We start from the raw sequence: 25,958 nt of genomic DNA, 5'->3' as shown, positions 1-25,958 counted from the left end.
CCGAGCATTGTGATCCCGGCGGCGTGGGTGAGTTCCCTAGGGAGGCTAGCGCAGACCGTGCCGCGACCGTGCACGCAGCGATGGTCGAGACGCGTGAGTAAGCTAGACGACCTTACTAACGAAGGATGGAGATTTCGTGACGATCGCGGTGACAGGTTCGATTGCGACCGACAATCTGATGCGGTTCCCCGGCCGGTTTTCCGAGCACCTGCTGGCCGAGCACCTGCAGAAGGTGTCCCTCAGCTTTCTGGTCGACGACCTGGTGATTCACCGCGGTGGCGTGGCGGGCAACATCGCCTTTGCCATCGGTGTGCTGGGCGGCGACGTGGCGCTGGTCGGCGCGGCCGGTGACGATTTCGGCGAGTACCGCGAATGGCTGGAGCGCCACGGCGTGAACTGCGACCACGTGCTGATCTCCAAGGCCGCGCACACCGCGCGTTTCGTGTGCACCACCGACCTGGACATGGCCCAGATCGCGTCCTTCTATCCCGGCGCCATGTCCGAGGCCCGCAACATCAAGCTCGCCGACGTCGCGTCGTCCGTGGGCAGGCCGGACCTGGTGATCATCGGGGCCAACGACCCGGACGCGATGGTGGTGCACACCGAGGAGTGCCGCAAGCTCGGCCTGCCGTTTGCCGCCGACCCGTCCCAGCAGCTGCCCCGCCTGTCCGGGGAAGAGATCGACAAGCTGGTCGACGGTGCGGCCTGCTTGTTCACCAACGACTACGAGTGGGAGCTGATGCTCTCCAAGACCGGGTGGTCAGAGGTCGATGTGCAGAAGAAGGTGGACCTGCGGGTGACGACGCTCGGCGCCAAAGGCGTCGACATCGTCGAGCGCGACGGGACCACCACGCACGTCGGCGTGGTACCCGAGACCAGCCAGACCGACCCCACCGGCGTCGGCGACGCCTTCCGGGCCGGATTCCTCACCGGGCGCAGCGCCGGGCTGAACCTCGAGCGTTCGGCTCAGCTGGGCTCACTGGTCGCCGTGCTGGTGCTGGAGTCGACCGGAACCCAGGAGTGGGCGTGGGACCACGAGGTCGCCAGGACCCGGTTGGCCGGCGCCTACGGCGACGAGGCGGCCGCCGAGATCGCGGCGGTGCTCGCCTGAGGTTTTTGCCCGCGAGCGTAACGGCACGGCGAAAGTCCGGGCGGAAAATCGCAGCCACGTTACGGTCGCGAGGGAACCGCTAGAGCTGCACCGGGTACTGCGGCTCGCTGATCTGCGGCACCACGCTGTGCTCGACGAAGATCGCGTGCCAGAGCATGAAGATCAGCAGCGTCCACAGCCGGCGGCTGTGATCGCCGGCGCCGTTGCGGTGCTCGTCGAGCATCCTGCGTATCGCGTTTTTGTCGACCAGCTGATCGGCCTGCGACGACGCCACCATCGCGTAGGCCCACTCCAGCAGCTCGCCCGCGCGTAGCCAATGCCGGATCGGCACCGGGAACCCGAGCTTGGGCCGGTGCAGCACGTGTGCGGGAACGATCGGCTCCAGCGCGCGGCGCAAGGCGTATTTCGTGGTCGTACGGGTGATCTTGGCCTCGACGGGCAACCGGGACGCCACGGCGAACACCTCGGGATCCAGGAACGGCACCCGTAGCTCCAGGGAGTTGGCCATGGTCATCTTGTCGGCCTTGACCAGGATGTCGCCGCGCAACCAGGTGAACAGGTCGATGTGCTGCATGCGGGCCACCGGGTCCCAGCCCGCCGATTCGGCGTACAGCGGCGCGGTCACGTCGGTGTGGGTCCACTCCGGGCGGAAGCCGGGCAGCACGTCGCGCAGCTGGGCGTCGGAAAAACTGCGGGCGTTGCCGTAGTAGCGCTCTTCGAGCGTCAGTGACCCGCGGTGGAGCAGGCTCTTGCCCCGCATCCCGTCCGGCAGCGGCCGCGACACCTTGCCCATCGATCGCCGCAGCGGCCGCGGCAGAAAATCGAAAGGCTTCAGCGACAAGGGTTCCCGGTAAATCGTGTAGCCGCCGAACAACTCGTCGGCGCCCTCGCCGGACAGCACCACCTTGACGTGCTTGCGGGCCTCGCGGGCCACGAAGAACAGCGGCACCAGCGCGGGGTCCGCAACCGGCTCGTCGAGGTACCAGACGATCTCGGGCAGGGCGGCGACGAACTCGTCCGGCTTGACCACCTTGGCGATGTGGCGGGCGCCGATCGCCTCCGCCGAGGCCACCGCGACGTCGATCTCGGAGAATCCCTCCCGCTCGAAACCGGTGGTGAACGTGATCAGCCGCGGGTTATGCCGGATCGCCAGCGCCGCGATGGCGGTGGAGTCGATTCCCCCGGAGAGGAACGCCCCGACCGTCACGTCGGCGCGCATGTGCTTGGCCACCGAGTCCTCGAGCACCGCGGTGATCTCGTCGTAGCGGGCCTGTTCGGTGCCGCGGGTGATCGCGGTGGCGGCGAACCGCGGCACGAAGTACCGGGTCACCTCCGGCTGCAGGCGGTCGGGACGGATCCGGGCGTAGCAGCCCGATTCCAGCCGGCGCACCCCGCGGTGCAACGTCTCGGGCTCGGGCACGTACTGCAAGACGGTGTAGTGTTGCACGGCCCGGTCATCGATTCGCGTGTCGAATCCGATCAACTCGGCCAAATCGAGCAGACACTTTTTCTCGCTGGCCACGGCCGTACCACCGGTACCGGTCGCCATGAACAGTGGCTTGATACCGAAAGGGTCTCGGGCGCAAAACAATTCGCGAGTAACGGTGTCCCACAACGCGAAGGCGAACATGCCGCGCAGCCGCGTCAAGACATCGGTACCCCAGTAGTGATAGCCGGCGACGACGGCCTCGCCGTCACCGTCGGTGGCGAAGACGGCGCCATGGCCGGTGGCCAGTTCGTCGCGCAGCTCCAGGTAGTTGTAGATCTCGCCGTTGAACACCAGCACGTAGCGATCGGGCGCCTCCGGCGGCCCCCAGCGCAGCGGCTGATGCGAATGCGCGATGTCGATGATGGAGAGCCGGTTGAAGCCGAAAACGACAGACCCGTCGGTATCCGGATCCACCCATGTGCCGGGCTCGTCCGGCCCGCGGTGGCGCATCGAATGCGATGCCCGCGCGATCGCATCGTCGGCCCGGGCGGCGGCCGCCTCCTCATCCCCAGCCTCCGGGGCCGCAACAAACGCCAGCAGACCACACACGGCGCCCCAGTATGCCGCACTTCGGGGGCGCCGGTGGACGTCGCACCCGGCACGTCGCGAAAGGTTGGGCGGACTGGCGGGCCGGGGTTTCGTCGCCCGGTCCGGGCGCGTGGTCTACGCTGCGTAGTATTCGATATCCGAGCAGGAGGCGCCAACGTGACCCCTCGCGAGCAGGACCGTTCGCAACCTTTGTCGCAGGGTAGGTTTCAGCGCCGTTCTGACGCCGCTACGGGCCCCGCGGGGCTTTCCCGTCGTCTCCGGCCGCTGGCGCTGGCCGTGACGCTGGGTGTGCTGGCGATCCTCCTGAGCGGATGCAGCAGCTGGGCCGATGCGCTGGCCCTGGGCTGGCCGAGGGGCATCACGCCTGAGGCGCAGCTCAATCGGGAGCTGTGGATCGGCGCGGTGATCGCCTCCCTGATCGTCGGGGCCATCGTGTACGGCCTGATCTTCTGGTCGTCGGCGTTCCACCGCAAAAAGGCGACCGACACCGAGCTGCCCCGTCAGTTCGGCTACAACATGCCGCTGGAACTGGCGCTCACGGTGACGCCGTTCCTCATCATCTCGGTGCTGTTCTACTTCACCGTGGTGGTGCAGGAGAAGATGCTGCACATCGCCAAGGATCCCGAAGTCGTGGTCGACGTCACGGCCTTCCAGTGGAACTGGAAGTTCGGATATCAGCGCGTCGCCTTCAAAGACGGCACGCTGACCTACGAAGGCGCGGACCCGGCGCGAAAGAAATCGATGGCATCCAAGCCGGAAGGTAAGGATGCCCACGGCGAAGAGCTCGTCGGGCCCATCCGCGGGCTCAACACGGCGGACCGTACCTACCTGAACTTCGACAAGGTCGAGACCCTGGGAACCAGCGACGAGATCCCGGTGCTGGTGCTGCCCGCCGGCAAGCGCATCGAATTCGATCTGGCGTCCGCGGACGTCGTCCACTCGTTCTGGGTCCCGGAGTTCCTGTTCAAACGCGACGTCATCCCGAACGCGGACGCGAACAACTCCGTGCACGTCTTCCAGGTCGAGGAGATCAAGACGCCGGGGGCGTTCGTGGGCCACTGCGCCGAGTTCTGCGGCACCTATCACTCGATGATGAATTTCGAGGTTCGCGTGGTGTCGCCCAACGACTTCAAGGCCTACCTGCAGCAGCGGATGGGCGGAAAGAGCAACGCCGCGGCATTGCAGGCGATCGGCCAATCTCCGGCCGCGGTGACCACGCACCCCTTCGATACCCGCCGCGGTCAGTTAAGCCAGTAGGTTAGGACACCAAATGCATATCGAAGCCAGGCTATTCGAGTTCATCGCCGGGTTTTTCTTTGTGGTTGCGCTGCTCTACGGGATCTTGACCGCGCTGTTCGCCACCGGCGGTGAGGAGTGGGTGGGTACCACCGCACTGGCGCTGACGGGTGGCCTGGCGCTGATCGTGGCCACCTTCTTCCGGTTCGTCGCGCGGCGGCTCGACACCCGGCCTGAGGACTACGAAGGCGCTGAGATCAGCGACGGAGCAGGGGAATTGGGCTTCTTCAGCCCGCACAGCTGGTGGCCGATCCTGATCGCGCTGTCGGGCGCGGTGGTGGCGGTGGGCATCGGGCTGTGGCTGCCGTGGCTGATTGTCGCCGGCGTGATGTTCGTCCTGACGTCGGTGGCCGGACTGGTCTTCGAGTACTACCTGGGTCCTGAGAAGCACTGATTCGCGGCATAAAGGTCACAATCAGATCACGTGATCGCTTGCGTCGTTCGCCACGACGGCATTGCCTGTTTTGGGTTCGGTAGTGTTTCGCCCAGGCAATGAGAAGTTTCCCAGCGCGCCCGGCAACGAGGTGGCCGCGGAGTCTTACGCGCAGGTGATGCAGTCGAACAGGGTAGGCAAAGGGCAGAGATGAGCGGGCCGAAACCCCCGGGATGGGAACCTGACGAACCCGATCCTGTCGACCCGATCAGCCACCAAGCGGAAGCCGGTGGCGAGCCTGCTGACGACGTGGAGCCCGCCGGCGACGACGATGTCGAGGGCGGGCCAGAACCCTTTGACGACCGTGCCGAATCGGCCGCGGGGGACCAGACGGACGCACATTCGCGTGCCTACTCGGCTCCGGAGTCCGAACATTTCACCAGCGGCCCCTACATGCCGCCCGATCTGCGGCTCTACGACTACGAGGACTACGAGGAGTCCGAGCAGGACGACGAACACAGCACCGCGCGCTGGCCGTGGGTGGTGGGGATCGCCGCGATCGTGGCCGCGATTGCGCTCGTCGTTTCGGTGTCGTTGCTGTTCGCGCGGACCGACACCACCAAGCTGGCCAACCCCAACCCCAACACCACCACCGTCCCGTCCACCCCACCGATGCAGGACGAGATCACGACCGCCAAACCGCCGCCGCCCCCGCCACCGACGACCGAACCGCCACCGCCCCCGACAGCAACGGAGACACAGACTGTGACGGTGACGCCTTCCCCGGCACCGCCGCCCCCGCCCGCACCCGCTCCGGCGCCGCCGGCGACCTCCACGGCGGCAGCGCCGCCGCCGCCGCCCACGACACCGGCCGGTCCGCGGCAAGTCACCTACTCGGTGACCGGCACCAAGGCCCCGGGCGACGTCATCTCGGTGACCTACGTCGACGCGTCCGGCCGGCGGCGCACTCAGCACAACGTGTACATCCCGTGGTCGATGACGGTCACCCCGATCTCGCAATCTGACGTGGGCTCGGTGGAGGCCTCCAGCCTGTTCCGGGTCAGCAGGCTCAATTGCTCGATCACGACAAGCGACGGAACCGTGCTGTCGTCGAACAGCAACGACTCGCCGCAGACGAGCTGCTGATGGTCAGCAAATATTCGGCATCTCGGCGCGGGTTGGGCGACGACACCATTTCGCCCGGGGTCATCGACCGCATTCTGGTCGGCGCGTGCGCCGCCATTTACCTGGTGTTGTTGGGTGTCAGCGTGGCCGCGGCCGTCGCGCTCACGGACCTGGGCAGGGGCTTTCACAAGACGGCCAGCAGCCCGCACACCACCTGGGTGTTGTACGCCGTCATCATCGTTTCCGCCCTGATCATCGCGGGCGCGATCCCAATACTGTTGCGGGCCCGCCGGATGTCTCAGTCCGAGCCGGCCGCCCAGGCGATGACCGCGCCGAACAGCCCCCCGGTGCGCCTCATGTCTCAGGCGCCGCGCACAACGGCGGAGCGGGCGCGGCAGGCGCCCGTGCAGGCGGCGGCGACACCGAAGTCGGACGCGGAGTGGTCGGGCGAGGCGGTAGACCGAGTCTGGTTGCGCGGCACGGTCATATTGACCAGCACGATGGGTGCGGCGCTGATCGCGGTCGCGACGGCGACCTACCTGATGGCGGTCGGTCACGACGGCGCGTCCTGGGTGGGGTACGGATTCGCCGGCGCCATCACCGCCGCGATGCCGGTGCTCGAGTGGCTGCATATCCGGCGGCTGCGCCGCGCGGTCGCCGAGCGCTAGCACGTGCTGCGGGTCCCGCAGCGGGCTTCGCGTCGCCGCCTCGGGTCGTCGTCGCCGTCGCATCGGTCTGTCGAGGAGCCGCGGCCGCGGCAGGTAAGCGACGTACACGACACACGTTGCGCTGGTTTATCTCTCGCGACGCGCGCCGGTGACGCCGACGTTAGGTCCGCCGCCGCGCGAGGCTCCGGAGGAGCCGCCGCGCCACGTCGGATAGCCGTGCCTAGTGCTCGCCGGCCTCGCCGTTGGGCGAACCCGCAATGCTGTCCTGGTGTTCGCGCAGTGCGGTCAGGGCACGCTGCTCGGAGCTGTGCGCCGCGTCCCGCAATGCCGCGTCCTCGGAGGCCGGATCGGCGAACATGAAGCTGCCGCTACCGGGCGAACCGGCCGAGCCCAGCTTGTTCATCTTCTTGGGCAGCGCCGCGCCCTGGTACTCGAGCGGCAGCGGGTGACCGTGGTCGTCGACCGGGCCCAGTGGCTGGTGCAGCTCGACGTAGGCGCCGTGCGGCAGCCGCTTGATGATGCCGGTCTCGATGCCGTGCTCGAGCACCGCGCGGTCGCTGCGCTGCAGTCCGATACACCACCGATAGGTGGCGAAGTAGACGATCGGCGGGAGGATCACCATGCCGATGCGCCCGATCCACGTCGTCGCGTTCAGCGAGATGTCGAACTTGAACGCGATGACGTCGTTCATCGCGCAGAGCGTCAGCAACATGTAGAACGAGATCGCCATGGCGCCGATCGACGTGCGCACCGGCACGTCGCGGGGACGCTGCAGCAGGTTGTGGTGCGCGTTGTCACCGCTGAACCGCTTCTCCAGGAACGGGTAGATGATCAGCAGGACGAAAATCGCGCCCATGATCAGCGCCACCCAGACCGCCGCCGGAATGGTGTGGTGCCAGAAGTAGAACTCCCATGGCGGCCAGATGCGGGCCAAACCCTCGGTCCACATCATGTAGAAGTCCGGCTGCGACCCCGCCGAGACGTGAGATGGCTTGTAGGGCCCCAGGTTCCAGATCGGGTTGATCTGCAGCAGACCACCCAGCAGGCCCAGCACGCCGACGATCGCGGCGAAGAACGCGCCGGACTTGACCGCGAACACCGGCATCACTCGCACGCCGACCACGTTGTGCTCGGTGCGACCCGGGCCGGGGAACTGGGTGTGCTTCTGGAACCACACCATGGCCAGGTGCAGCCCGATCAGCGCCAGGATGATCCCGGGCAGCAGCAGGATGTGCAGGGCGTACATGCGTGGGACGATGTAGCCCACCGCGTCACACTCATTGCCGACACCGCCGCAGGGGAAGTCGCCGCCGAACAACGCCCAGTGCAGCCAGGTGCCGATCACCGGCATGCCCAACGTGATCGACGACAGGGCGGCGCGCACCCCGATGCCCGACAACAGGTCGTCGGGCAGCGAGTAGCCGAAGTAGCCCTCGAACATGGCCAGGATGAGCAGCAGCGAACCGATGACCCAGTTGGCCTCGCGTGGCCGGCGGAACGCGCCGGTGAAGAAGATACGAGCCAGGTGGACCATGATCGCCGCCGAGAAGATCAGTGCGGCCCAGTGGTGGACCTGGCGGACGAACAGGCCGCCGCGCACCTCGAAGGAGATGTCGAGGGTCGACGCGAAGGCCTTCGACATGTCCACGCCGCGCAGCGGCTGGTACGCCCCGTTGTAGGTGACCTCGGCCATGGACGGGTCGAAGAACAGCGAAAGGTACACCCCGGTGAGCAGCAGCACGATGAAGCTGTACATCGCGATCTCGCCCAGCAGGAATGACCAGTGGGTGGGGAACACCTTGTTGAGCTGTCTGCGTACGGCAGCCGAGGGGTGATAGCGCGTGTCGATGTCCTCGCCCTGACGGGCCAGGACGTCGCCGATCTTCGGGGGACTCAATTTCGGACTCACGTTGTCGTCCTCTCCCAGAATGCCGGTCCGACGGGTTCGACGAAGTCGCCGTTGGCGACCAGGTACCCGTTGCTGTCGATGGTGATCGGCAGTTGCGCCAACGCGCGAGCCGCCGGCCCGAAGATCGGCTTGGCGAAGTGCAGCGCGTCGAACTGCGACTGGTGGCAGGGGCACAAGATTCGGTAGGACTGCTGCTCGTAAAGCGACGCGGGGCAACCCAGATGCGAGCAGACCTTCGTGTAGGCGAACAGCTCGCCGAAGTTGAAGCTCTCCTGGCCCTGCCGCTTGACCACGCGGTGCATGTCGGTGGGCCGAATTCGGACGAGCATCACCGGATTACGCACGCCCTGGTTGATCGCCCGTAGCTTTTCCTGCGATTCCGGGGTGGTGCCGTCACCGTCGGACTCCCGCCAGGGGAAGACGGTTTCCATGCCGCCGGCGTCGATGTCCCCGGGGCGCATCTTGACGAACGGCGACCCGGAGAAGCTGCCGGTGGCGCGCGCCAGATAGATGGTCTCGCCGTGGTAGCGCGGGGTCCAGCCCGAGGTCCACAGCACGGCCTTCTTGCCGTCGGCGGTGGGCACCACCGGCTTCCACGGGTTCTTGATCAGGCCACCAGCAAAGGCCACCAAGGTGGAGAGGCCGAACGCGCCCAGCCCCACGCCCAGCGACAGCCCGACCAGCTTGCGCCGCCCGATGGTGGAGCCGCTGTAGGCGTCCGCCAGGTTTGCCACGACCGTCTTGCGGTCGAGGTCGCGGGACGCGCCGTCATGGCGGTCCTGGATCGAAATCTCTTCGGGGATAAAGCGCTTCTGGTACAGGATGGTGCCGATGCCGATCGACAGGATCGACATCCCGAAGGTCAGGCCGTACAGCGGCGTGGCCAGCGTGTACAGCAGGCTCCCCGAGGCCTCCTTCGGCTTGTACTCCCACGGCCAGAACAGGAAGATCAGTAGCAGCGCCAGCGCGAAACCGCCGCCCAGCAAAAGCCAGAGGGCTACGCCACGCTCTGCGCGCTTTTCGGCTTTGGTGCCCTCGACCGGCCAGCGGTTTTCCTTGAACACGGTGTCGACGCCGTCGAGGTTGCCGCCCAGCGCCACCAGTTCCTGCTGCGACATCGCGGCCAGCGCCGCGTCGTCGGGCTCCTTCGTGCCGGCGCCTTGGGGGTTCCCGCCGGTGTCAGAGCCGCGAACGTGTCCCTGGTTCATTTTGCGCCGCTCCTCTCCCCCGCAAGCGGGAGGTGCCCCCACATCGCTTCGGCCCCCTCGCCGCTGCGCGGCTGGGAGGACCCCCACTGCATCGTCTCGGCGCGGTATACGGCGCCGCTCCTCCGCATCGCTGCGCTCTGCATCGTCTCGGGGCGGCTCATGCTCGTGCCCCAATCCACAGTGCCAGCCCGATGGCGGCGACCATCCCGATGATCCAGGCGGCCATACCCTCGGGTGCGGGCCCGAATCCGCCCAGCCCGTAGCCGCCCGGCTGACGCTCTTCGGTCACCGCCTTGACGTAACCGATGATGTCCTTCTTGGCTTCAAAAGACAGCTGACGGTCGGAGAACTTCGGCATGTTCTGCGGACCGGTCCGCATGGCCGCCAGGATTTGCTGCTCGTTGGCGGGTTCCAGGTTCGGCGCGTACTTACCGGACGACAGCGCGCCGCCCTTACCGGTGAAGTTGTGGCACGACGAGCAGTTCAGCCGGAACAGGTCACCGCCGCGGCCGAGGTCCTCGCCGCGCAGCGAGTGCATCGCCAGGCTGCCGTCGGGGTTGCGCACCGTCGTCGGGCCGCCGCCGTTGGCCTGCACGTAGGCGCCCAGCGCGTCGGTCTGCCCGTCGTCGAAGATGGGTTCCTTGCGGGGTGCCTGCGCCTCGCCGGTCATCGCCGGCATGCGGCCGGTGGACACCTGGAAGTAGACGGCTTCCTCGCCGACGCCGATCAGGCTCGGCCCGCGGTCCGGCACACCCTGCAGGTTGGCGCCGTGGCAGGACACGCACGACGTGTCGAACAGCTGCTTGCCGGTCCGCAGCAACGCCGAGTTGGACTCGTCCGCGACGGCCACCTGCGGGCGCGGGGTGAGCACGGCGGCCAGTCCGCCGGCGATGGTCAGCGCGATCAGCAGCAGCAGGCCGCCCGACAATCGGCGGCGCAGCCGCCGTCGCGAACGGTCACGCTGCCCTTGTCGCGGCTGAGGAAGCCGCGAACCGGATCGGATAGACCCCAGTTTCTTCAACCGAGCACTCCTGTTCGTCCAGCGCCTGCTCATCGGATGAAATAGATCACGGTGAACAGCGCGACCCACACGATGTCGACGAAATGCCAGTAGTACGAGACGACGATGCTGGCCGTAGCCTGCGCCGGGGTGAACTTACTCATCGCGGTGCGGGCCAGCAAGAAGATGAAGGCGATCAGGCCGCCGATCACGTGCAGACCGTGGAACCCGGTGGCCAGATAGAACACGCTGCCGTAGGCGCTGCCGGGGATGGTGGTCCCGTGACCCATCAGGTGGTAGTACTCGTAGCCCTGCCCGAGGACGAAGAACAGCCCCATCAGGAAGGTGATCACGTACCAGCGGCGCAGCCCGAACACGTCGCCGCGTTCGGCCGCGAACACCCCCATCTGGCAGGTGAACGACGACGCGATCAGCACCAATGTCACCGGGACGGCCTGGTACAGATTGAGCTCGGTCGGCGGCGGCGGCCACTTCCCGCCCGACTGGGCGCGGGCGGTGAAGTACATCGCGAACAGGCCGGCAAAGAACATCAGCTCGCTGGAAAGCCAGACGATGGTGCCGACACTGACCATGTTCGGTCGATTCAGCGAATGAACCCGTGACGTGATTGCAGTACCTGAAGTCCCGACAGCGCTGGTCACATCCGCAAGTATGACGCTTTGTAGTTGTTGAACTCCACCCGGGGCGGAAATTGATCTCCGGCGCGTCGCGCGCGCGTGCAGACCGGGCAGCTCGCAGCCGAGTTCGGTGGAGATTGGGGCTGGTTGGGACTGGTCTGGTCCTCGTGGGACCATCGGCTCGTGGCTTTGTCATCCGAGGCTTCGTCCGTTGGGGGGCCCTCCGGAGGTGCTCCGCAGGACGCGGGCGCGTCCGCGACCTCGTGGCCGCGCGTCCTGGCCCGGTTGACGGGCGGACAGGACCTGACCCGCGGGCAGGCCGCCTGGGCCATGGACCAGATCATGGCCGGCGAGGCGAGCGCCGCCCAGATCGCGGCCTTCGCGGTGGCGATGCAGGTGAAGGTCCCCACTTCGGCCGAAGTCATCGAGCTGGCCGAGGTCATGCTCAACCACGCGCTGCCGATGCCCGGCGGCGTCATCCGCCAAGACACCGTCGACATCGTCGGAACCGGCGGCGACGGCGTCAACACCGTGAACCTGTCCACGATGGCGGCGATCGTGACGGCCGCCGCGGGGGTGCCGGTGGTCAAACACGGCAACCGGGCGGCCTCGTCGTTGTCGGGCGGCGCCGACACGCTGGAGGCGCTCGGGATTCGCATCGACCTCGGCCCCGAGGAGGTGGCGCGCAGCCTCGCCGAGGTCGGCATCGGGTTCTGCTTCGCGCCGTTGTTCCACCCGTCGTATCGGCACACCTCCGCGGTGCGCCGCGAGATCGGCGTGCCGACGGTGTTCAATCTCCTTGGGCCGCTTACCAATCCGGCTAGACCGCGCGCCGGTTTGATTGGTTGCGCATTCGCCGACCTGGCCGAGGTGATGGCGGGGGTGTTCGCTGCCCGCCGGTCCAGCGTGCTGGTGGTGCACGGCGACGACGGGCTGGACGAGTTGACGACGACGACCACCAGCACCATCTGGCGGGTGCAGGCCGGCACCGTGGACAGGCTGACGCTCGACCCCGCCGGCTTCGGGTTTCCCCGGGCCGACCTCGACGATTTGTTGGGTGGGGACGCGCAGGCCAACGCGGCGGAGGTGCGTGCGGTGCTGGCCGGTGGCAAGGGTCCGGTGCGCGACGCCGTCATCCTCAACGCCGCCGGCGCGATCGTGGCCCACGCCGGGTTATCCAGTCGCGCCGAATGGTTGCCGGCGTGGGAGGACGGGCTGGCCCGCGCCGCTGCGGCCATCGATTCCGGCGCGGCCAAACAGCTGCTCGCGCGATGGGTGCGGTTCGGCCGGCACGTCTGAATCCTGGAGGGCTTGCGCCGTAACCTGTTCCGAGGCCAGGCGTGCCGAGCGTGCCACCTCCGCCCATGCCGCCCAGACGCCGGCTGATCGCAGCGGGGAAGCCCAGCCCGCGGCGTCGTGGGTGCCCTCGACCCGAACGATGCGCACGCCGGGGGCGCCGAGCCAGCGCGCGATCAGCGCGGTCTCCTCGACCAGCGCCCCGCCCAGCGGGGCCGGTGCGGGCAGAATCGCTTGTGCCCCAGCGGTAATCGCGTCGACGACCGGCATCGGCGGCACCCCCCGCCCGGCGTTGCCGGCGGCGGCGAGTTGGCCGTAACGGATGACGGCGAGGTGATAGCCGCCGTGGCCGTCGGGCGCGGCGGCGATCAGCTCGGGCAGCGCGGCCAGGGCGCGCAGCCGTTGACCGCGCCACAGCGTCTCGACCGCGGCCGCGGTGCGGTCGCGCAGTCGCGCGGCGCTCTCGAAGTGACGCCGCTCGGCCAGCGCGCTGACGTGGTCGATGGCGGCGGTCAGAGCGGTGTTGTCCGCGCCGTCGACCAACGCCGCGATCCGCGCGACGGCCGCCGCGTATTGAGTGGCCGTGGTGTCGCGCGCGGCCGGGCACGGCGAGACCTCCGCCTCGGCGCACAGGGGCCCGTGTAATGCCGAGCGGCCCAGCCGGTTGGTGCAGGTTCGTAGCCCGGTGAAGCGGGCCAGCAGGGTGGCCGTGTCGGTGGCGTCGGCGCGGGCCCGGAACGGGCCGATGGCGCGATCGTGCCGCGGCGCGCGCACCACCGCCAGGCGCGGGAACGCCTCGTCGGTCAGTGCCACCCACCACCAGCGCTGCGGGAACCTGGACCGCCGGTTGTACGGCGGGGCATGCGCGGCCAGCAGCCGCAGCTCACGCACACCGGCCTCCAGCGCGTGGGCGCACTCGACGTGGTCGACCGCGCCGGCCAGCGTGACCATCTCCTTCATGCGGCCGCGGGGATCGGCGCCGGTGAAGTACTGGCCGACCCGGCGCCGCAGGTCGACGGTCGTGCCGATGTAGAGCACCTCGCCCGACGGCCCGCGGAACAGATACACCCCCGGCCGGTGCGGCAGCCCCTCGGCGAGCACCCGTTTGCGGCGCTGCGTCGGTGTCACGTCGGGCAGGTAGGAGCGCAGGTCGGCGTAGGTGTGTACGCCCTGGTTGCCCACCCGCTCGATGAGGGCGTGCAGGACGTCAACGGTGGCCCGCGCGTCGTCGAGGGCGCGGTGGGTGGGTTGGGTGGCGACGGCGAACAGCCGCGCCAAGGCGGCCAGCCGCACGCTGGGGGCTTCCTCGCGGCTGAGCACCCGGCGGGCCAGCCGGACGGTGCACAGCACCTGCGGCCGTGGCCAGGCGATATCGCACTGTTGCGCGGCGGCGCGCAGGAAGCCCATGTCGAAGCCGGCGTTGTGCGCCACCAGCACGGCGTTCCCGGCGAACTCCAAAAACATCGGTAGCACGGCGTCGATGGTCGGCGCGTCGGACACCATCGCCGTGGTGATGCCGGTCAGCTGCACGATCTGGGGTGGGATGGTGCGCTGCGGATCAATCAGGGTGGCGAGCTCGCCGAGCACCACGCCGCCGCGCACCTTGACCGCGCCGATTTCGGTGATGGCGTCCGGCAGTGTTCCCTCGGCGCCTTTGGTGCGTCCGCCGGTGGTCTCCAGGTCCACCACGACGAAGGTGGTGTCGCGTAATGAGAGCTCGTCAGTCGTGAAGGGCGACCCCACGTCGGCGAAGCTCAGCTGAGTCGCGCCACGTGCACCCACGGGGGTGACGTTAAGCACGACGACCGACACCCGGGCCGGGGGATCACGGCCAGGGATAGATGTCGGTGCCCGTGGTTACCGTTCGGGCAGTGCGGCGTGATGTTCGCCCACCCGGCTCGCAGAGCCAGACCGAGAGGACCGACCCGATGGCACCAAGAACTGGACCGACCGATGTCGCCACGCCGCCGCCAGACCCGGGGGCGCCGGTGGTCATCGACTGTGACGACTGCGCGGCGCGCGGCCCCGGCTGCCGCGACTGTGTGGTCAGCGTGATACTCGGGGTCCCGGATACTTTATTGCAGGATGAACGGGCGGCATTGGAAGTTCTCGCCGAGGTTGGCTTGGCGCCGCGACTTCGTCTGGTCCCGATTCGTCGGGGTCTCGGATCTGGTGTAGCCTAAATGCCTTGTCCGCCAAAGGTCCTCGCGCCACGCGAAACGATTCACATAGAAATGACAGAATTCTTTCTAATTTCTTAACCGCTCGCTTTGGACAAACGCAGATATCGTTTCGTAACCTGTTTGAGACCTAAACCCGCTCGACGACCATGATTCGTCGATGGCCGTTTAAGGAAGCAAATCTTGAGGCTTGACTCTAGGTACCCGGTTGCGCGTGTCCTGACACGTTCGGCCATGGGGACGCTAGCTGGCTTCGCGATCTTGTGCGGTGTGGTGACCGCCCCCTCGTCGGCGGACCCGGCCGAAGACGCCATGGCGAAACTCAACGAGCTGTCCCGCCAGGCCGAGCAGACCACCGAGGCGATGCACAGCGCCCAGCTCGACCTGAAGGACAAGCTGGCCGCAGAGCGCGCGGCCGACAAGAAGCACACGGACGACCAGGCCACCGTGGACGCGGCGAAGGCCCATTTGGCGTCGTACCAGACCTCCGTCAACAACCTGGCCGCGGCGACCTACATGGGCGGTCACGTCGACGGCATGGAAGCCATCTTGACGGCCGGTTCGCCGCAGGGGCTGATCGACAAACTCGCGGTGCAGCGGGTGATGGCGACGCAAATGGCGAGCCAGATGAAGAGCTACCGGATCGCGGGAGAGCAGGCCGCCAAAGCCGAGCGGGAGTCCGCGAAGTCCGCCGCGGACGCCAAGAGCGCGGCCGAGCAGGCCGCCGCGGTTCGAGCGAGCTTGCAGTCCAAGCAAAGTCAGCTGCAGGTGCAGATCGCGGTGGTCAAGTCGCAATACCTGTCTTTGACCGCCGACCAGCGCACCGCGCTCGCCGACCCCGGCGCGGCGGTCCCCGCGGCAGCGCCGGGCCCCGGTGCTCCGGCGCCGGACGCAGCACCCCCCGGCGCACCTCCGGCAGCCGGGCAGGCGCCGGGTGAGGCGCCGCTTCCCGGTGGAATGCCCGGTATGGCTCCCGGCGGGGTCGGCGGCGGTGACCGCGCCACCGTCGTGCAGGCCGCGCTGACCCAAGTCGGTTCGTCTTACGTCTGGGGTGGCGCCGCGCCGGGCGGATTCGACTGCTCCGGCCTGGTGATGTGGGCGTTCCAGCAAGCCGGCATCTCGTTGCCGCACTCCAGCCAGGCGATGGCCCACGGCGGTCAACCCGTTTCGCTGTCGGACCTGCAGCCCGGAGACGTGCTGACCTTCTACTCCGACGCCTCGCACGCGGGCCTCTACATCGGTGACGGCATGATGATCCATTCCTCGACCTACGGTGTGCCGGTACGGGTGGTGCCGATGAACTCCTCCGGCCCGATCTACGACGCTCGCCGTTACTAGACACCCCGCGCCGCGGCGCCGGCGGCTTCCAATGCTGCTGACGTGGGTATTCGTCGTCGAGCTGATCGTGACCGCGGCCGCGCCGTTCGACGCGGAACGGAACAACAGGATCCGGCCCCCACAGCTGATTACGCCCACCCACAGCCAGGTCAACGCCTCGGCGAAGTCGATCGTCGTCGGCGACCGCACCGTCCGACTGCTGGGCCTCGGCGGCCCATCGAGTGAGCGTTTGTTGTTCCGGGTGGCCGCGGGCATGGGCGCCGCGATCAGCGCCGTGGAGGCATTCTGGGGCGTCGACTGGACACGCGAAATCTCGGTGGTTGCGGCCGGCACGGACGAGGAATTTCGCGCCGACGCCGGCGGGGGACCGGCGTCACAGTGGGCCGATATCGCGGCCGCGACCGTCTCCGACCGGGTCGATCCCGTTCGCCGGATCGCCCTTGGCCAACGGATCGTGTTCGCGCCGGGTGCTGCCAACATGAGCGCGGCGTCACTGCGAATCGTGTTGGCCCACGAGCTTTTTCACTACGCCGCACGCGCGGACACCGTCGCGGACGCGCCCCGCTGGCTCACCGAAGGGGTCGCCGACTTCGTCGGTCGCCCACCGACGCCGGTGCCCACCGATGGGTTGCTGCCCATGACGCTGCCATCGGACAGCGACCTGGACGTGCCGGGGGCGCAGCGCTCGCTGGCCTACGACCACGCCTGGTGGTTCGCCCGTTTCGTCGCCGACACCTACGGAACGCCGAAGCTGCACGATCTGTACCTGGCGACCTGCGGCATCAGGCGCGCCGACCTGACTACCGCCGCCCAGGACGTGCTGGGCACCAGCCCGACGGGCCTGCTCACCGGCTGGCGCCAATGGCTGACCCACTAGGGGTGCATCGCGGGGCTCAGGCCGTGTGCACGGACCGCGTCGCCGCCACGCTAGCCTGACGCACGTGAGTCGGGTCCTGCTGGTAACCAACGACTTTCCGCCCCGCCCGGGTGGCATCCAGTCGTACCTCGGCGAGTTCGTCGGTCGGCTGGTGGCGGCCCAGTCGCATTCGGTGACGGTGTACGCGCCGCAATGGAAGGGCGCCGAGGCCTACGACGAGGCCGCCGGCTACCGCGTGGTGCGTCACCCGGGCACCTTGATGCTGCCCGGCCCGGCGGTCGATGCCCGGATGCGACGGTTGATCGTCGAGCACGGCATCGAGACCGTCTGGTTCGGGGCGGCCGCACCGTTGGCGCTGCTGGCCCGGCGTGCTCGTGCGGCGGGGGCGAGTCGAGTGCTGGCCAGCACGCACGGCCACGAAGTGGGGTGGTCGATGCTGCCGGTCGCGCGCTCGGTGTTGCGCCGCATCGGCGAGGACACCGACGTCGTCACGTTCGTCAGCCGCTATACGCGGTCACGCTTCGCGCCGGCCTTCGGGCCCAACGCGTCCCTGGAATACCTGCCCTCCGGCGTGGACACCGACCGGTTTCAGCCCGATCCGGCCGGCCGTGCCGAGTTGCGTCAACGCTACGGGTTGGGCGAGCGGCCCACCGTGGTGTGCGTGTCTCGGCTGGTGCCACGCAAAGGCCAGGACATGCTCATCAAAGCGTTGCCCTCGATCCGGCAGCGCGTCGAGGGAGCCGCCCTGGTCATCGTCGGCGGCGGCCCCTATCTGGAATCGCTGCAGACGCTGGCCCGCGACTGCGGGGTGGCCGACGAGGTGATTTTCACCGGCGGAGTACCGGCCGCCGAATTGCCCACGCATCACGCGCTGGCTGACGTATTCGCGATGCCCTGCCGCACCCGCGGTGCCGGCCTGGACGTCGAAGGACTGGGCATCGTCTTCCTGGAGGCCTCGGCGAGCGGCGTGCCCGTCGTCGCGGGCAGATCCGGGGGAGCCCCAGAAACGGTGCGGCACAACGAAACCGGCCTCGTCATCGATGGTTGCTCGGTGACCGAAATCGCCGACGCCGTCACCGGGCTGCTGACCGACCGGGACCGGGCCGCCGCGATGGGCGCGGCCGGGCGCGACTGGGTGACGGCCCAGTGGCGCTGGGACACCCTGGCGGCACGGCTGGCCGCGCTGCTCGGCTAGTGGTGCCGAGCGCTCGCGGTCAGTCCTTTTCGTAGATGGCCTCGATGTCGGAGGCGAACTTCTCGGCCACCACGTTGCGCTTGACCTTCATCGTCGGCGTCAATTCCCCGGTGTCCTCGGTGAAATCGACGGGCAGGATGCGGAACTTGCGGATCGACTCGGCGTGCGACACCGCCTGATTGGCGTCCTTGACGGCCGCATCCACCTCGGCGACGAGGTCGGGGTCGGTGGCCAGATCGGCCACCGAGGTGCCGGCCCCCTTCTGGTTGCGCTGCTTCCAGCCGTCGAATGCCTCGGGATCGATGGTGATCAACGCGCCGATGAACGGCTTGTTGTCGCCCACCACCATGGCCTGACTGATCAGCGGATGCGCCCGCAGCCGGTCCTCCAAGGTGGCGGGGGCGACATTCTTGCCGCCCGCGGTGACGATGATTTCCTTTTTCCGCCCGGTGATCCTCAAAAAGCCGTCCTCGTCGAGCACGCCCAGGTCTCCGGTCTTGAACCAGCCGTCGGTGAAGGCGTCGTCGGTGGCCCGCTCGTTGCGCCAGTAGCCGCTGAACACCACGCCGCCGCGCACCAGCAGTTCGCCGTCGTCGGCGATGCGCATGCTGTTGCCGGGCAACAACGTTCCGACGGTGCCGACCTTTACGTTGCCGACCTGGTTGACGGTGATCGCCGAGCTGGTCTCGGTCAGGCCGTAGCCCTCATGGATGGTCAGCCCCACGCCGCGGTAGAAGTGCCCGAGTCGCGACCCCAGCGGCGCGCCACCCGACACGGACGCATGGCAGTCGCCGCCGAGCGCCGCGCGCAGCTTGGCGTACACCAGCCGGTCGAACAGCGCATGCTTGGCGCGCAGCACGGGCCCCGGCCGGCCGCGGTCCTGGGCCTCGCTCCAGCCGACGGCGGTCTGCACGGCCATGGCGAAGATCCGGCCCTTGCCGTCGTTCGCGGCGTTTTGCGCGGCCGTGTTGTAAACCTTTTCGAACACCCGCGGAACCGACACCACCACGGTCGGTTTGAACACGGCGAACATCGGCAGCAGGTTCTTGATGTCGCTGGTGAATCCGACGGTCACCTTGTTGGCGAACGCGGACAAGGTGAGCGAGCGCGCCAGCACGTGGGCCAGCGGCAGGAAGATCAGCAGCCGCTGCCCCTCGTGCAACAGCGTCGGCAGGCTCTCCTTGGCGCCGCGGGTCTCATAGAGCAGGTTGGAATGCGTCAGCTGGCAGCCCTTGGGCCGCCCGGTGGTGCCCGAGGTGTAGATGAGTGTCGCGGGATCCACGGCCCGCAGCGCCACGAGGCGCGCGGTCAGCTCGGCCGCGTCGACCGACTTGCCGGCCTCGACGAGCTGGTCGAGCGCATTGGGGCCCGAACCGTCGATGTGCAGCACCCGGCGCAGGGCGGGCAGTTCGGCGGTCAGCTCGGTGACCATCGCCGCGTGTTCGTCGGTTTCGGCGAACACCAGCACCGCCTCGGAGTCCGCCAGCACCCAGCGCACCTGTTCGGCCGACGACGTCTCGTAGATCGGCACGGTGACCCCGCCGACCGCCAAGATCGCCAGGTCGAGGATCGCCCATTCGTAGCGGGTGGCCGAGAAGATCGACACCCGGTCGCCGGCCTCTATTCCCAGGGAAATCAAACCCAGTGCGGCGGAGCGGATCTGATCAGCCGCCTCGGCACAGGTGACGTCCGTCCACTCCCCGTCGACTTGACGTTGGTAGATGACAAAGTTCGGATCGTCGCGCTCGTGCTCGAAGACCATCGCCGCGATGTTGTCGTCTTCGGCGACCGAAAAGCGGGCGGGGACGCTGTACTCACGCACTCTTATGACCTCAATTGACCTCGTGACGTTTCCCGGCAGCCGGGTTCCTGTTGACCAGCCTAATCCGAGCATCGATCCAGCACGGCCGTAGTCGGTGCGGCCGGTACCACGATTGCCTGCCGCGGCGCCCGGCACGCCCTCGGCGGGACACCGCGGGCGGGTGTGTGAAGCTGTGGTCATGAACAGCATCCAGATCGCGGATGAGACGTTTGTGGCCGCCGACGGCGCACGGGTGGGCGCCGCGGTCGCAGATCAGTCGAGCTGGCGCCGCTGGTGGCCGGACCTGCGGTTGCAGGTCGTCGAGGACCGCGCGGACAAAGGCGTCCGGTGGTCGGTCACCGGCGCGTTGACCGGGACCATGGAGGTCTGGCTGGAACCGTCGCTGGACGGGGTCGTGTTGCACTACTTCCTGCACGCCGAGCCCACCGGGGTGGCGGCCTGGCAGCTGGCCAAGCTGAACCTGGCGAAAATGACGCACCGCCGCCGAGTGGCGGGCAAAAAAATGGCCTTTGAGGTCAAGACGACACTGGAACGGTCACGTCCGGTCGGAGTTTCTCCGGTAGTTTAACCGGGTCGGGTTCGCGCAGAGAGTACCGTGTCGGACCGAGACCCGCGGGGGTTCCTGCACGGCAGGCCCAGGAAGCCGGGTCGGTCCGCCGGCGGGAGAGAGGGCAGCAACCAGGTGGCGGAGAAGACGACGCAAACCATCTACATCGAAGCCGACCCGGGCACCGTGATGCAGGTGATCGCGGATATCGATTCCTATCCGCAATGGATCTCGGAATACAAGGAAGCCGAGGTGCAGGAGAAGGACGCCGACGGCTACCCGAAAGTGGCGCGGATCGTCATGGACGCCACCGTCCTCAAAGACACCATGGTCATGTCCTACCGATGGCCCAAAGATCGCCAATCGGTCAGCTGGACGCTGGTCTCGAGTTCGCTGCTGCGCTCCCTCGAAGGCTCATACCGGTTGGCGCCCAAAGGATCCGGCACCGAAGTCACCTACGAACTCTCCGTCGACCTGGTCATGCCGATGATCGGCCTGCTCAAGCGCAAGGCCGAGCGGCGTTTGACCGACACCGCGTTGAAGGATCTGAAGAAACGAGTCGAGGCTGAGTGAAACGGCTGAGCCCACCCCGGCCCGGATCAGTCTCTTCGTTGGCAAAGGCGGGGTAGGGAAATCCACCCTGGCCTGCGCCACCGCGGTCAGTGCCGCAAGCGCGGGGCTGCGGGTGCTGGTGGTGTCCACCGACCAGGCGCACTCGCTGGGTGACGTGCTGGGCATCCCCGTCCCGCCCAGCCAGGGCGAGCTGGTGCGGGTGCTCGCCGATGACGCGGAGGCCGGCGGCGGGTTTCTCGATGCGCTGGCCTTGGACACCCTGGCCCTGCTCGAGGTCCGGTGGCGGGACGTCGTCGCCACATTGGACCGGCGGTTCCCCGACTCCGAACTGGGCGCCATTGCGCCCGAAGAGCTTTCGGCGCTACCCGGTGTTCAGGAGGTGCTCGGGCTGTACGCGGTCGGTGAGCTGGCCGGCTCCGGGCGGTGGGACCGCGTGGTGGTCGACTGCGCGTCGACCGCGGATGCCCTGCGGATGTTGACGTTGCCCGCCACCTTCGGCCTGTACGTCGAGCGGGCGTGGCCGCGGCATCGCCGGTTGTCCGTCACCGCCGACGACACCCGGTCGGCGGCGGTGGTGGGGCTGCTCGAGCGCATCAGCGCCAGCGTGGAGGCGCTCAGCGCGTTGCTCACCGACGGTGAGTTGGTCAGTGCGCATCTGGTGTTGACCCCCGAACGGGTGGTCGCCGCGGAAGCGGCTCGGACGCTGGGGTCGCTGGCCTTGATGGGCGTGCGCGTCCAAGAGCTGATCGTGAACCAGGTTCTGCGGCAAGACGAGTCGTACGAGTACCGCAACCTGCCCGAACACCCGGCCTTCTACTGGTACACCGAACGCATCGCCGAACAGCAGAGTGTGCTCGACGAACTCGACGCCACCATCGGTGAGGTGGCCCTCGTGATGACCCCGCACCTGTCCGGCGAACCGATCGGCACCAAGGCGCTGGGGGCACTGCTCGATGCCGCCCGACGGCGGGGCGGTATGGCGCCGCCGGGCCCGTTGCGGCCCACCGTCGACCTGGAATCCGGGACGGGACTTGGGTCCATCTACCGGATGCGGTTAGCGTTGCCGCAACTCGATCCGTCGGCGCTGACATTGGGGCGGGTCGATGACGACCTGATCATCAGCGCCGGCGGATTGCGGCGCAGGGTGAGATTGGCGTCCGTGCTTCGGCGCTGCACGGTGCTGGACGCCCGCCTGCGGGGCAGCGAGCTGACAGTGCGTTTTCGACCAGACCCGGAGGTGTGGCCTAGGTGAGCGGGGCTCATCCCGAAATCGGTCCGGAGCTACGCAGGCTCGCCCAGTCGATCCTGGACGGAATCGACCCCGCGGTGCGCGCCGCGGCGGCGCTGACGGCGGGCGCGGGACCCGGAACCGGTAAATGCCAGCAGGTGTGGTGCCCGGTGTGCGCGCTGGCGGCGTTGGCGACCGGCGACCAACACCCCTTGCTCACCGCGATCGCCGACCACAGCATGGCCTTGCTCCAGGTGATCCGCGACATCGTCGACGACATCGACCGGGCGTCCAAACCGACGCCGGAACCGCCGCCCGATGGTCCGCCCGGCGGTGCGGCCGACGCCGGCGATGCCGCCTCGCGGACCCGTTATCAGCCCATCCCGGTCACCGTGGACGAGTGAGGAGGCTGCGCCGCGGGTGGTCCCTTCGTGTGGGGATGGGTACAGTTGGCGCAGAACATCGACGGGTGTAGCCGAGAGGGAGAGCCATGTGGTATTGGCTAGTCAAGTACGTGCTCCTAGGCCCGTTGCTGTCGCTGCTGGGACGGCCGAAAGTTGAAGGCCTAGAACACATTCCGAGTTCCGGACCGGCGATACTGGCGAGTAATCATCTGGCCGTGATGGACAGTTTCTATCTGCCGCTGGTGGTGCGGCGCCGAATCACGTTCCTGGCGAAGGCGGAATATTTCACCGGCACCGGTTTCAAGGGGTGGTTCCAGCGGTGGTTCTTCACCGCCGTCGGGCAGGTGCCGATCGACCGTACCGACGCCGACAGCGCCCGGGCCGCGCTGAGGACCGCGCAACAGGTGCTGGCGCAGGGCAAGCTGCTGGGCATGTACCCCGAAGGCACGCGGTCGCCGGACGGCCGGCTGTACAAGGGCAAGACGGGGTTGGCGCGGCTGGCCCTGGAGACCGGGGTCCCGGTGATCCCGGTCGCGATGATCGGCACCAACGTCGTCAACCCGCCCGGGACGAACATGTTGCGGTTCGGCCGGATCACCGTTCGCTTCGGCGAGCCGATGGACTTCTCGCGGTTCGACGGGCTGGCCGGTAACCGCTTCATCGAGCGGGCCGTCACCGACGAAGTGATCTACGAGCTGATGGGGTTGTCCGGCCAGGAATACGTCGACATTTACGCGGCCAGCCTGAAAAAAGGCGACACCGGTGAGGCGGCCGACGGCGAGGCCGTGCGGATTCCCGAGACCGCTGCCGGTTAGCCGACGGCGGTAACCGGCGCCGCCAACTGCGGCGGGGCGGTGTCCCGCGAAATTCCACGGGCGGTGACGGTGATGCCGGCCGCGACGATGACCGCCAGCGCCCACCACACGTAGGACATCCCGGCAAGTTGGCGCCACCAGACCGCGCTCGCCTCGTGATGCTTGGGGAGCAGATCGATCGGCGTCCACCTCATCAGCGCCACCCCGATGGCACTGATGACCATCAGCAGCGCGTTGCGGCGGCGCCAGGCCACGATTCCCGTCACCAGCACCGCCGGCAGCACCCACACCCAGTGGTGTGACCACGACACCGGCGATACCACCAGCCCGAACAACGCGACGCAGACGAGCGCGAGCGTGGGCTCGTCGGCGCGCAGCACCCGCCGCATCGCCCAGACCGTCACCGCCAGCACCAGCAGCGACGCCGCCACCCACAGCAGGAAGCGTTCCTGCTGGGACAGCCCCAGCCGCGCGAGGCCGCCGGCGATGTTCTGGTCGGTGTTCAGCGTCGCGGCGCCGATCCGATCGGTGTGATGCAGGGTGTGCGTCCAGTACTCCCACGAGTCGTTCCACGCCAGGACGAAACCCAGCAGCGTCGCCCCCACGAACGACGCGAGCGCCGTCAGCGCCGCACGGTAATCGCGGCGCAGCAGGAAATAGAGCAGAAACACCGCCGGCGTCAGCTTCAGCGCCATGCCCAGCCCCAGCAGCAGCCCCCGCGGCCACGGCGTGCGGCGTGGCACGCAGTCGGCGATCACCAGCGTCATCAGCACCACATTGATCTGACCGAAGGCGAAGTTCGAGCTGATCGGTTCCAGCCAGATCGTCGCCGCCGCAGCGGCGACGATGGCCAGCCACCACCGGCGCAGCCAGGCCGGGCCGGGCAACACCGTGGAGGTGCTCCAGACGTCTAGCCGGGTCAGCACGATCACCGTCGACACGACCAGCAGCACCAACGTCAGGGCGGTGATCGCGACACTCGCGGCCGGCATGTGCATCCAGGCGAACGGGCAGAACACGATGGCGGCCAGCGGCGGATAGGTGAACGGCAGATCCACGATCGGGGTGTGGAACATCACATCTCCGCGGTACAGCGGATGCCCGTCCATCCAGGCCCGGGCGCCCATCTGATAGACGTCGATGTCGATGCGATAGGGCGTGTGCCCGAACAACTGCCACGCCGTGTAACTCAGCCCCGCCGCGGCCAGCAGCCAAGCCAGGCCCCACCACAGCGCCCACCCGGGTCGATTGCCCACGCCGGGCGCCTGCCGTGTACTCATGTCGCACAACAGCGTAATGGGTGCCCGGGCCCGGACACCCCTGGTGCAGCGCGGCTCCCACGACCTCGGCGCGCCGAGGCGTAGGTTTCAAGAGTGCTCCACTCGTTCGTGGACGAGATGTCCCGATGGTTCGAACATGACATTCACGACCGGGGCCACCTGCCACTGTTGTGCTGCCTGGTGGCCTTCATCCTGACGTTTTTCGTCACGCGGACGTTCGTGCGCTTCATCCGTCACGGCGTCGACAACGGCCGGCCCACCAGGTGGTGGCACCCGCGCAACGTCCACGTCGGGGGAGTGCACATCCACCACGTGACGTTCGGGGTGGTCCTTACCCTGCTGTCCGGGCTGACGCTGGTCACCCTGTCCATCGACGGGCACGAGCCCCAGTTCATGGTGGCCGCCACCTTTTTCGGGATCGGGGCCGCCCTGGTCCTCGACGAGTACGCGCTGATCCTGCACCTGTCCGACGTCTACTGGTCCGAGGACGGCCGCACGTCGGTCGATGCGGTCTTTGCCGCCGTGGCGGTGGCCGGGCTGTTGATCATGGGCCTGCACCCGCTGATGTTCTTCCTGCCGATCTGGCATGACGCCAATTCGGTGGCGCTGCGGGCCGTGGTGGGCGGCGCCATGGCGTTGACGCTGCCGCTGGCCGTCGTGGTGGTGCTCAAGGGCAAGGTCTGGACCGGCCTGCTCGGCATGTTCCTCGTCGTCCTGCTGGTCATCGGTGCGATCCGGCTGTCGCGCCCGCACGCTCCCTGGGCCCGCTGGCGGTACTCCACGCATCCGGAGAAGATGCGTCGCGCGCTGCAGCGCGAAAGGCGGCTGCGCCGCCCGGTGGTGCGGGCCAAGCTGTATTTGCAGTGCGCCATCGCCGGCACGCCACGGTTTCCGGACCCACACGCGGTCGATGCCAGGCTGGACGACGAGATTCATCCCGCCCCGGCTCCCACCGGTCCCATCCTGATCGGCAGATAACCCGCAGCCCCGCTCGCCGCTGCTTGATTGACCGGCTCCTTCTTCGTGCCGTGCCGGCA

Annotated in this window: 23 protein-coding genes and 1 pseudogene; 16 read left to right on the top strand and 8 right to left on the bottom strand. The window is 68.0% G+C overall.

Going from position 1 to position 25,958, the window contains the following annotated elements; genetic code table 11:
* Positions 1–136: 136 nt before the first annotated feature.
* Positions 137–1,111: a carbohydrate kinase family protein gene (locus EPN51_RS02740; RefSeq protein ID WP_293036104.1), complete on the top strand. Its 975-nt coding sequence runs from the start codon at positions 137–139 to the stop codon at positions 1,109–1,111.
* 79 nt (positions 1,112–1,190) lie between these two features.
* Here the strand turns inward: EPN51_RS02740 and asnB are convergent, their stop codons facing one another.
* Complete coding sequence (asnB, locus tag EPN51_RS02735) at positions 1,191–3,149, bottom strand: asparagine synthase (glutamine-hydrolyzing) (RefSeq protein WP_293036101.1); 1,959 nt, start codon at positions 3,147–3,149, stop codon at positions 1,191–1,193.
* A 156-nt stretch (positions 3,150–3,305) separates the two neighbouring features.
* Between asnB and EPN51_RS02730 the strand changes: the two genes are divergently transcribed.
* The 4 genes from EPN51_RS02730 (at position 3,306) to EPN51_RS02715 (ending at position 6,611) form a co-directional block, all read left to right on the top strand.
* The gene (locus tag EPN51_RS02730; protein WP_293036098.1) at positions 3,306–4,406 is read left to right on the top strand and encodes a cytochrome c oxidase subunit II; all 1,101 of its coding nucleotides are present in this window, start codon (positions 3,306–3,308) and stop codon (positions 4,404–4,406) included.
* Between the two features lie 13 nt (positions 4,407–4,419).
* Positions 4,420–4,839: a cytochrome c oxidase subunit 4 gene (locus tag EPN51_RS02725; protein ID WP_293036096.1), complete on the top strand. Its 420-nt coding sequence runs from the start codon at positions 4,420–4,422 to the stop codon at positions 4,837–4,839.
* 189 nt (positions 4,840–5,028) lie between these two features.
* Complete coding sequence (locus tag EPN51_RS02720; RefSeq protein WP_293036094.1) at positions 5,029–5,964, top strand: MmpS family transport accessory protein; 936 nt, start codon at positions 5,029–5,031, stop codon at positions 5,962–5,964.
* Complete coding sequence (locus tag EPN51_RS02715; RefSeq protein WP_293036092.1) at positions 5,964–6,611, top strand: DUF2561 family protein; 648 nt, start codon at positions 5,964–5,966, stop codon at positions 6,609–6,611. Before EPN51_RS02720 ends, EPN51_RS02715 begins: the two co-directional genes overlap by 1 nt.
* A gap of 220 nt (positions 6,612–6,831) precedes the next feature.
* Here EPN51_RS02715 and EPN51_RS02710 read toward each other — a convergent pair whose 3' ends face one another.
* The 4 genes from EPN51_RS02710 to EPN51_RS02695 form a co-directional block, all read right to left on the bottom strand.
* A complete protein-coding gene (locus EPN51_RS02710) occupies positions 6,832–8,520 on the bottom strand; it encodes a cytochrome bc complex cytochrome b subunit (protein WP_293036090.1) in 1,689 nt (562 codons plus the stop codon).
* Positions 8,517–9,728 carry a ubiquinol-cytochrome c reductase iron-sulfur subunit gene (locus EPN51_RS02705; RefSeq protein ID WP_293036088.1) on the bottom strand — a complete coding sequence of 404 codons (1,212 nt, stop codon included), beginning with the start codon at positions 9,726–9,728 and terminating at the stop codon, positions 8,517–8,519. The genes EPN51_RS02710 and EPN51_RS02705 overlap by 4 nt, the downstream gene beginning before the upstream one ends.
* A gap of 157 nt (positions 9,729–9,885) precedes the next feature.
* Complete coding sequence (locus tag EPN51_RS02700) at positions 9,886–10,749, bottom strand: cytochrome c (RefSeq protein WP_293036085.1); 864 nt, start codon at positions 10,747–10,749, stop codon at positions 9,886–9,888.
* 29 nt (positions 10,750–10,778) lie between these two features.
* Positions 10,779–11,390 carry a heme-copper oxidase subunit III gene (locus tag EPN51_RS02695; RefSeq protein ID WP_293036082.1) on the bottom strand — a complete coding sequence of 204 codons (612 nt, stop codon included), beginning with the start codon at positions 11,388–11,390 and terminating at the stop codon, positions 10,779–10,781.
* Positions 11,391–11,549: 159 nt separating this feature from the next.
* Between EPN51_RS02695 and trpD the strand changes: the two genes are divergently transcribed.
* Positions 11,550–12,665, top strand: coding sequence for an anthranilate phosphoribosyltransferase (trpD, locus tag EPN51_RS02690; RefSeq protein ID WP_293036080.1), 1,116 nt, complete (start codon positions 11,550–11,552; stop codon positions 12,663–12,665).
* Here trpD and EPN51_RS02685 read toward each other — a convergent pair.
* Positions 12,603–14,444, bottom strand: a pseudogene (locus EPN51_RS02685) (DEDD exonuclease domain-containing protein); the annotation flags it as partial. The gene trpD and the pseudogene EPN51_RS02685 sit on opposite strands and share 63 nt — an antisense overlap.
* Before the next feature lie 146 nt (positions 14,445–14,590).
* Between EPN51_RS02685 and EPN51_RS02680 the strand changes: the two are divergent.
* From EPN51_RS02680 to pimB, 4 genes are all read left to right on the top strand, one after another.
* A complete protein-coding gene (locus EPN51_RS02680; protein ID WP_366509367.1) occupies positions 14,591–14,845 on the top strand; it encodes a hypothetical protein in 255 nt (84 codons plus the stop codon).
* A 180-nt stretch (positions 14,846–15,025) separates the two neighbouring features.
* Positions 15,026–16,180 (top strand): peptidoglycan hydrolase RipC, encoded by a 1,155-nt coding sequence (ripC, locus tag EPN51_RS02675; protein ID WP_293036078.1) that lies wholly within the window; start codon positions 15,026–15,028, stop codon positions 16,178–16,180.
* Positions 16,181–16,211: 31 nt separating this feature from the next.
* Positions 16,212–17,057 (top strand): DUF4157 domain-containing protein, encoded by an 846-nt coding sequence (locus EPN51_RS02670; RefSeq protein WP_293036076.1) that lies wholly within the window; start codon positions 16,212–16,214, stop codon positions 17,055–17,057.
* Between the two features lie 64 nt (positions 17,058–17,121).
* Positions 17,122–18,252 (top strand): GDP-mannose-dependent alpha-(1-6)-phosphatidylinositol monomannoside mannosyltransferase, encoded by a 1,131-nt coding sequence (gene pimB / locus EPN51_RS02665; RefSeq protein WP_293036073.1) that lies wholly within the window; start codon positions 17,122–17,124, stop codon positions 18,250–18,252.
* 19 nt (positions 18,253–18,271) lie between these two features.
* On the opposite strand, the gene EPN51_RS02660 is transcribed toward pimB, so the two are convergent.
* Positions 18,272–20,074 carry a long-chain fatty acid--CoA ligase gene (locus EPN51_RS02660; protein WP_293036071.1) on the bottom strand — a complete coding sequence of 601 codons (1,803 nt, stop codon included), beginning with the start codon at positions 20,072–20,074 and terminating at the stop codon, positions 18,272–18,274.
* Positions 20,075–20,252: 178 nt separating this feature from the next.
* Here EPN51_RS02660 and EPN51_RS02655 point away from each other — a divergent pair, with 178 nt between their 5' ends.
* From EPN51_RS02655 to EPN51_RS02635, 5 genes are all read left to right on the top strand, one after another.
* Positions 20,253–20,642, top strand: a complete 390-nt coding sequence (locus tag EPN51_RS02655) for a polyketide cyclase / dehydrase and lipid transport (protein WP_293036068.1) — start codon at positions 20,253–20,255, stop codon at positions 20,640–20,642.
* 114 nt (positions 20,643–20,756) lie between these two features.
* A complete protein-coding gene (locus EPN51_RS02650) occupies positions 20,757–21,194 on the top strand; it encodes an SRPBCC family protein (RefSeq protein ID WP_293036066.1) in 438 nt (145 codons plus the stop codon).
* Positions 21,187–22,446: an ArsA family ATPase gene (locus EPN51_RS02645; RefSeq protein ID WP_293036269.1), complete on the top strand. Its 1,260-nt coding sequence runs from the start codon at positions 21,187–21,189 to the stop codon at positions 22,444–22,446. Before EPN51_RS02650 ends, EPN51_RS02645 begins: the two co-directional genes overlap by 8 nt.
* Entirely contained in the window at positions 22,443–22,826 is a 384-nt protein-coding gene (locus tag EPN51_RS02640; protein ID WP_293036064.1) for a hypothetical protein, read from the top strand. The genes EPN51_RS02645 and EPN51_RS02640 overlap by 4 nt, the downstream gene beginning before the upstream one ends.
* Positions 22,827–22,912: 86 nt before the next feature.
* Positions 22,913–23,641: a lysophospholipid acyltransferase family protein gene (locus EPN51_RS02635; protein ID WP_293036061.1), complete on the top strand. Its 729-nt coding sequence runs from the start codon at positions 22,913–22,915 to the stop codon at positions 23,639–23,641.
* Here EPN51_RS02635 and EPN51_RS02630 read toward each other — a convergent pair.
* Positions 23,638–24,921, bottom strand: coding sequence for a glycosyltransferase 87 family protein (locus tag EPN51_RS02630; RefSeq protein WP_293036059.1), 1,284 nt, complete (start codon positions 24,919–24,921; stop codon positions 23,638–23,640). The genes EPN51_RS02635 and EPN51_RS02630 overlap by 4 nt on opposite strands.
* Positions 24,922–25,038: 117 nt before the next feature.
* On the opposite strand from EPN51_RS02630, the gene EPN51_RS02625 reads away from it, so the two are divergent.
* Positions 25,039–25,899, top strand: coding sequence for a hypothetical protein (locus EPN51_RS02625; protein WP_293036266.1), 861 nt, complete (start codon positions 25,039–25,041; stop codon positions 25,897–25,899).
* The last annotated feature ends 59 nt before the right edge of the window (positions 25,900–25,958 follow it).

The sequence above is a fragment of the Mycobacterium sp. genome (genome assembly GCF_004298145.1).
Lineage (GTDB): Bacteria > Actinomycetota > Actinomycetes > Mycobacteriales > Mycobacteriaceae > Mycobacterium.
The sequence above is the reverse complement of the archived record's forward strand: the minus strand, read 5'-3'. Positions and strand labels throughout refer to the sequence as shown.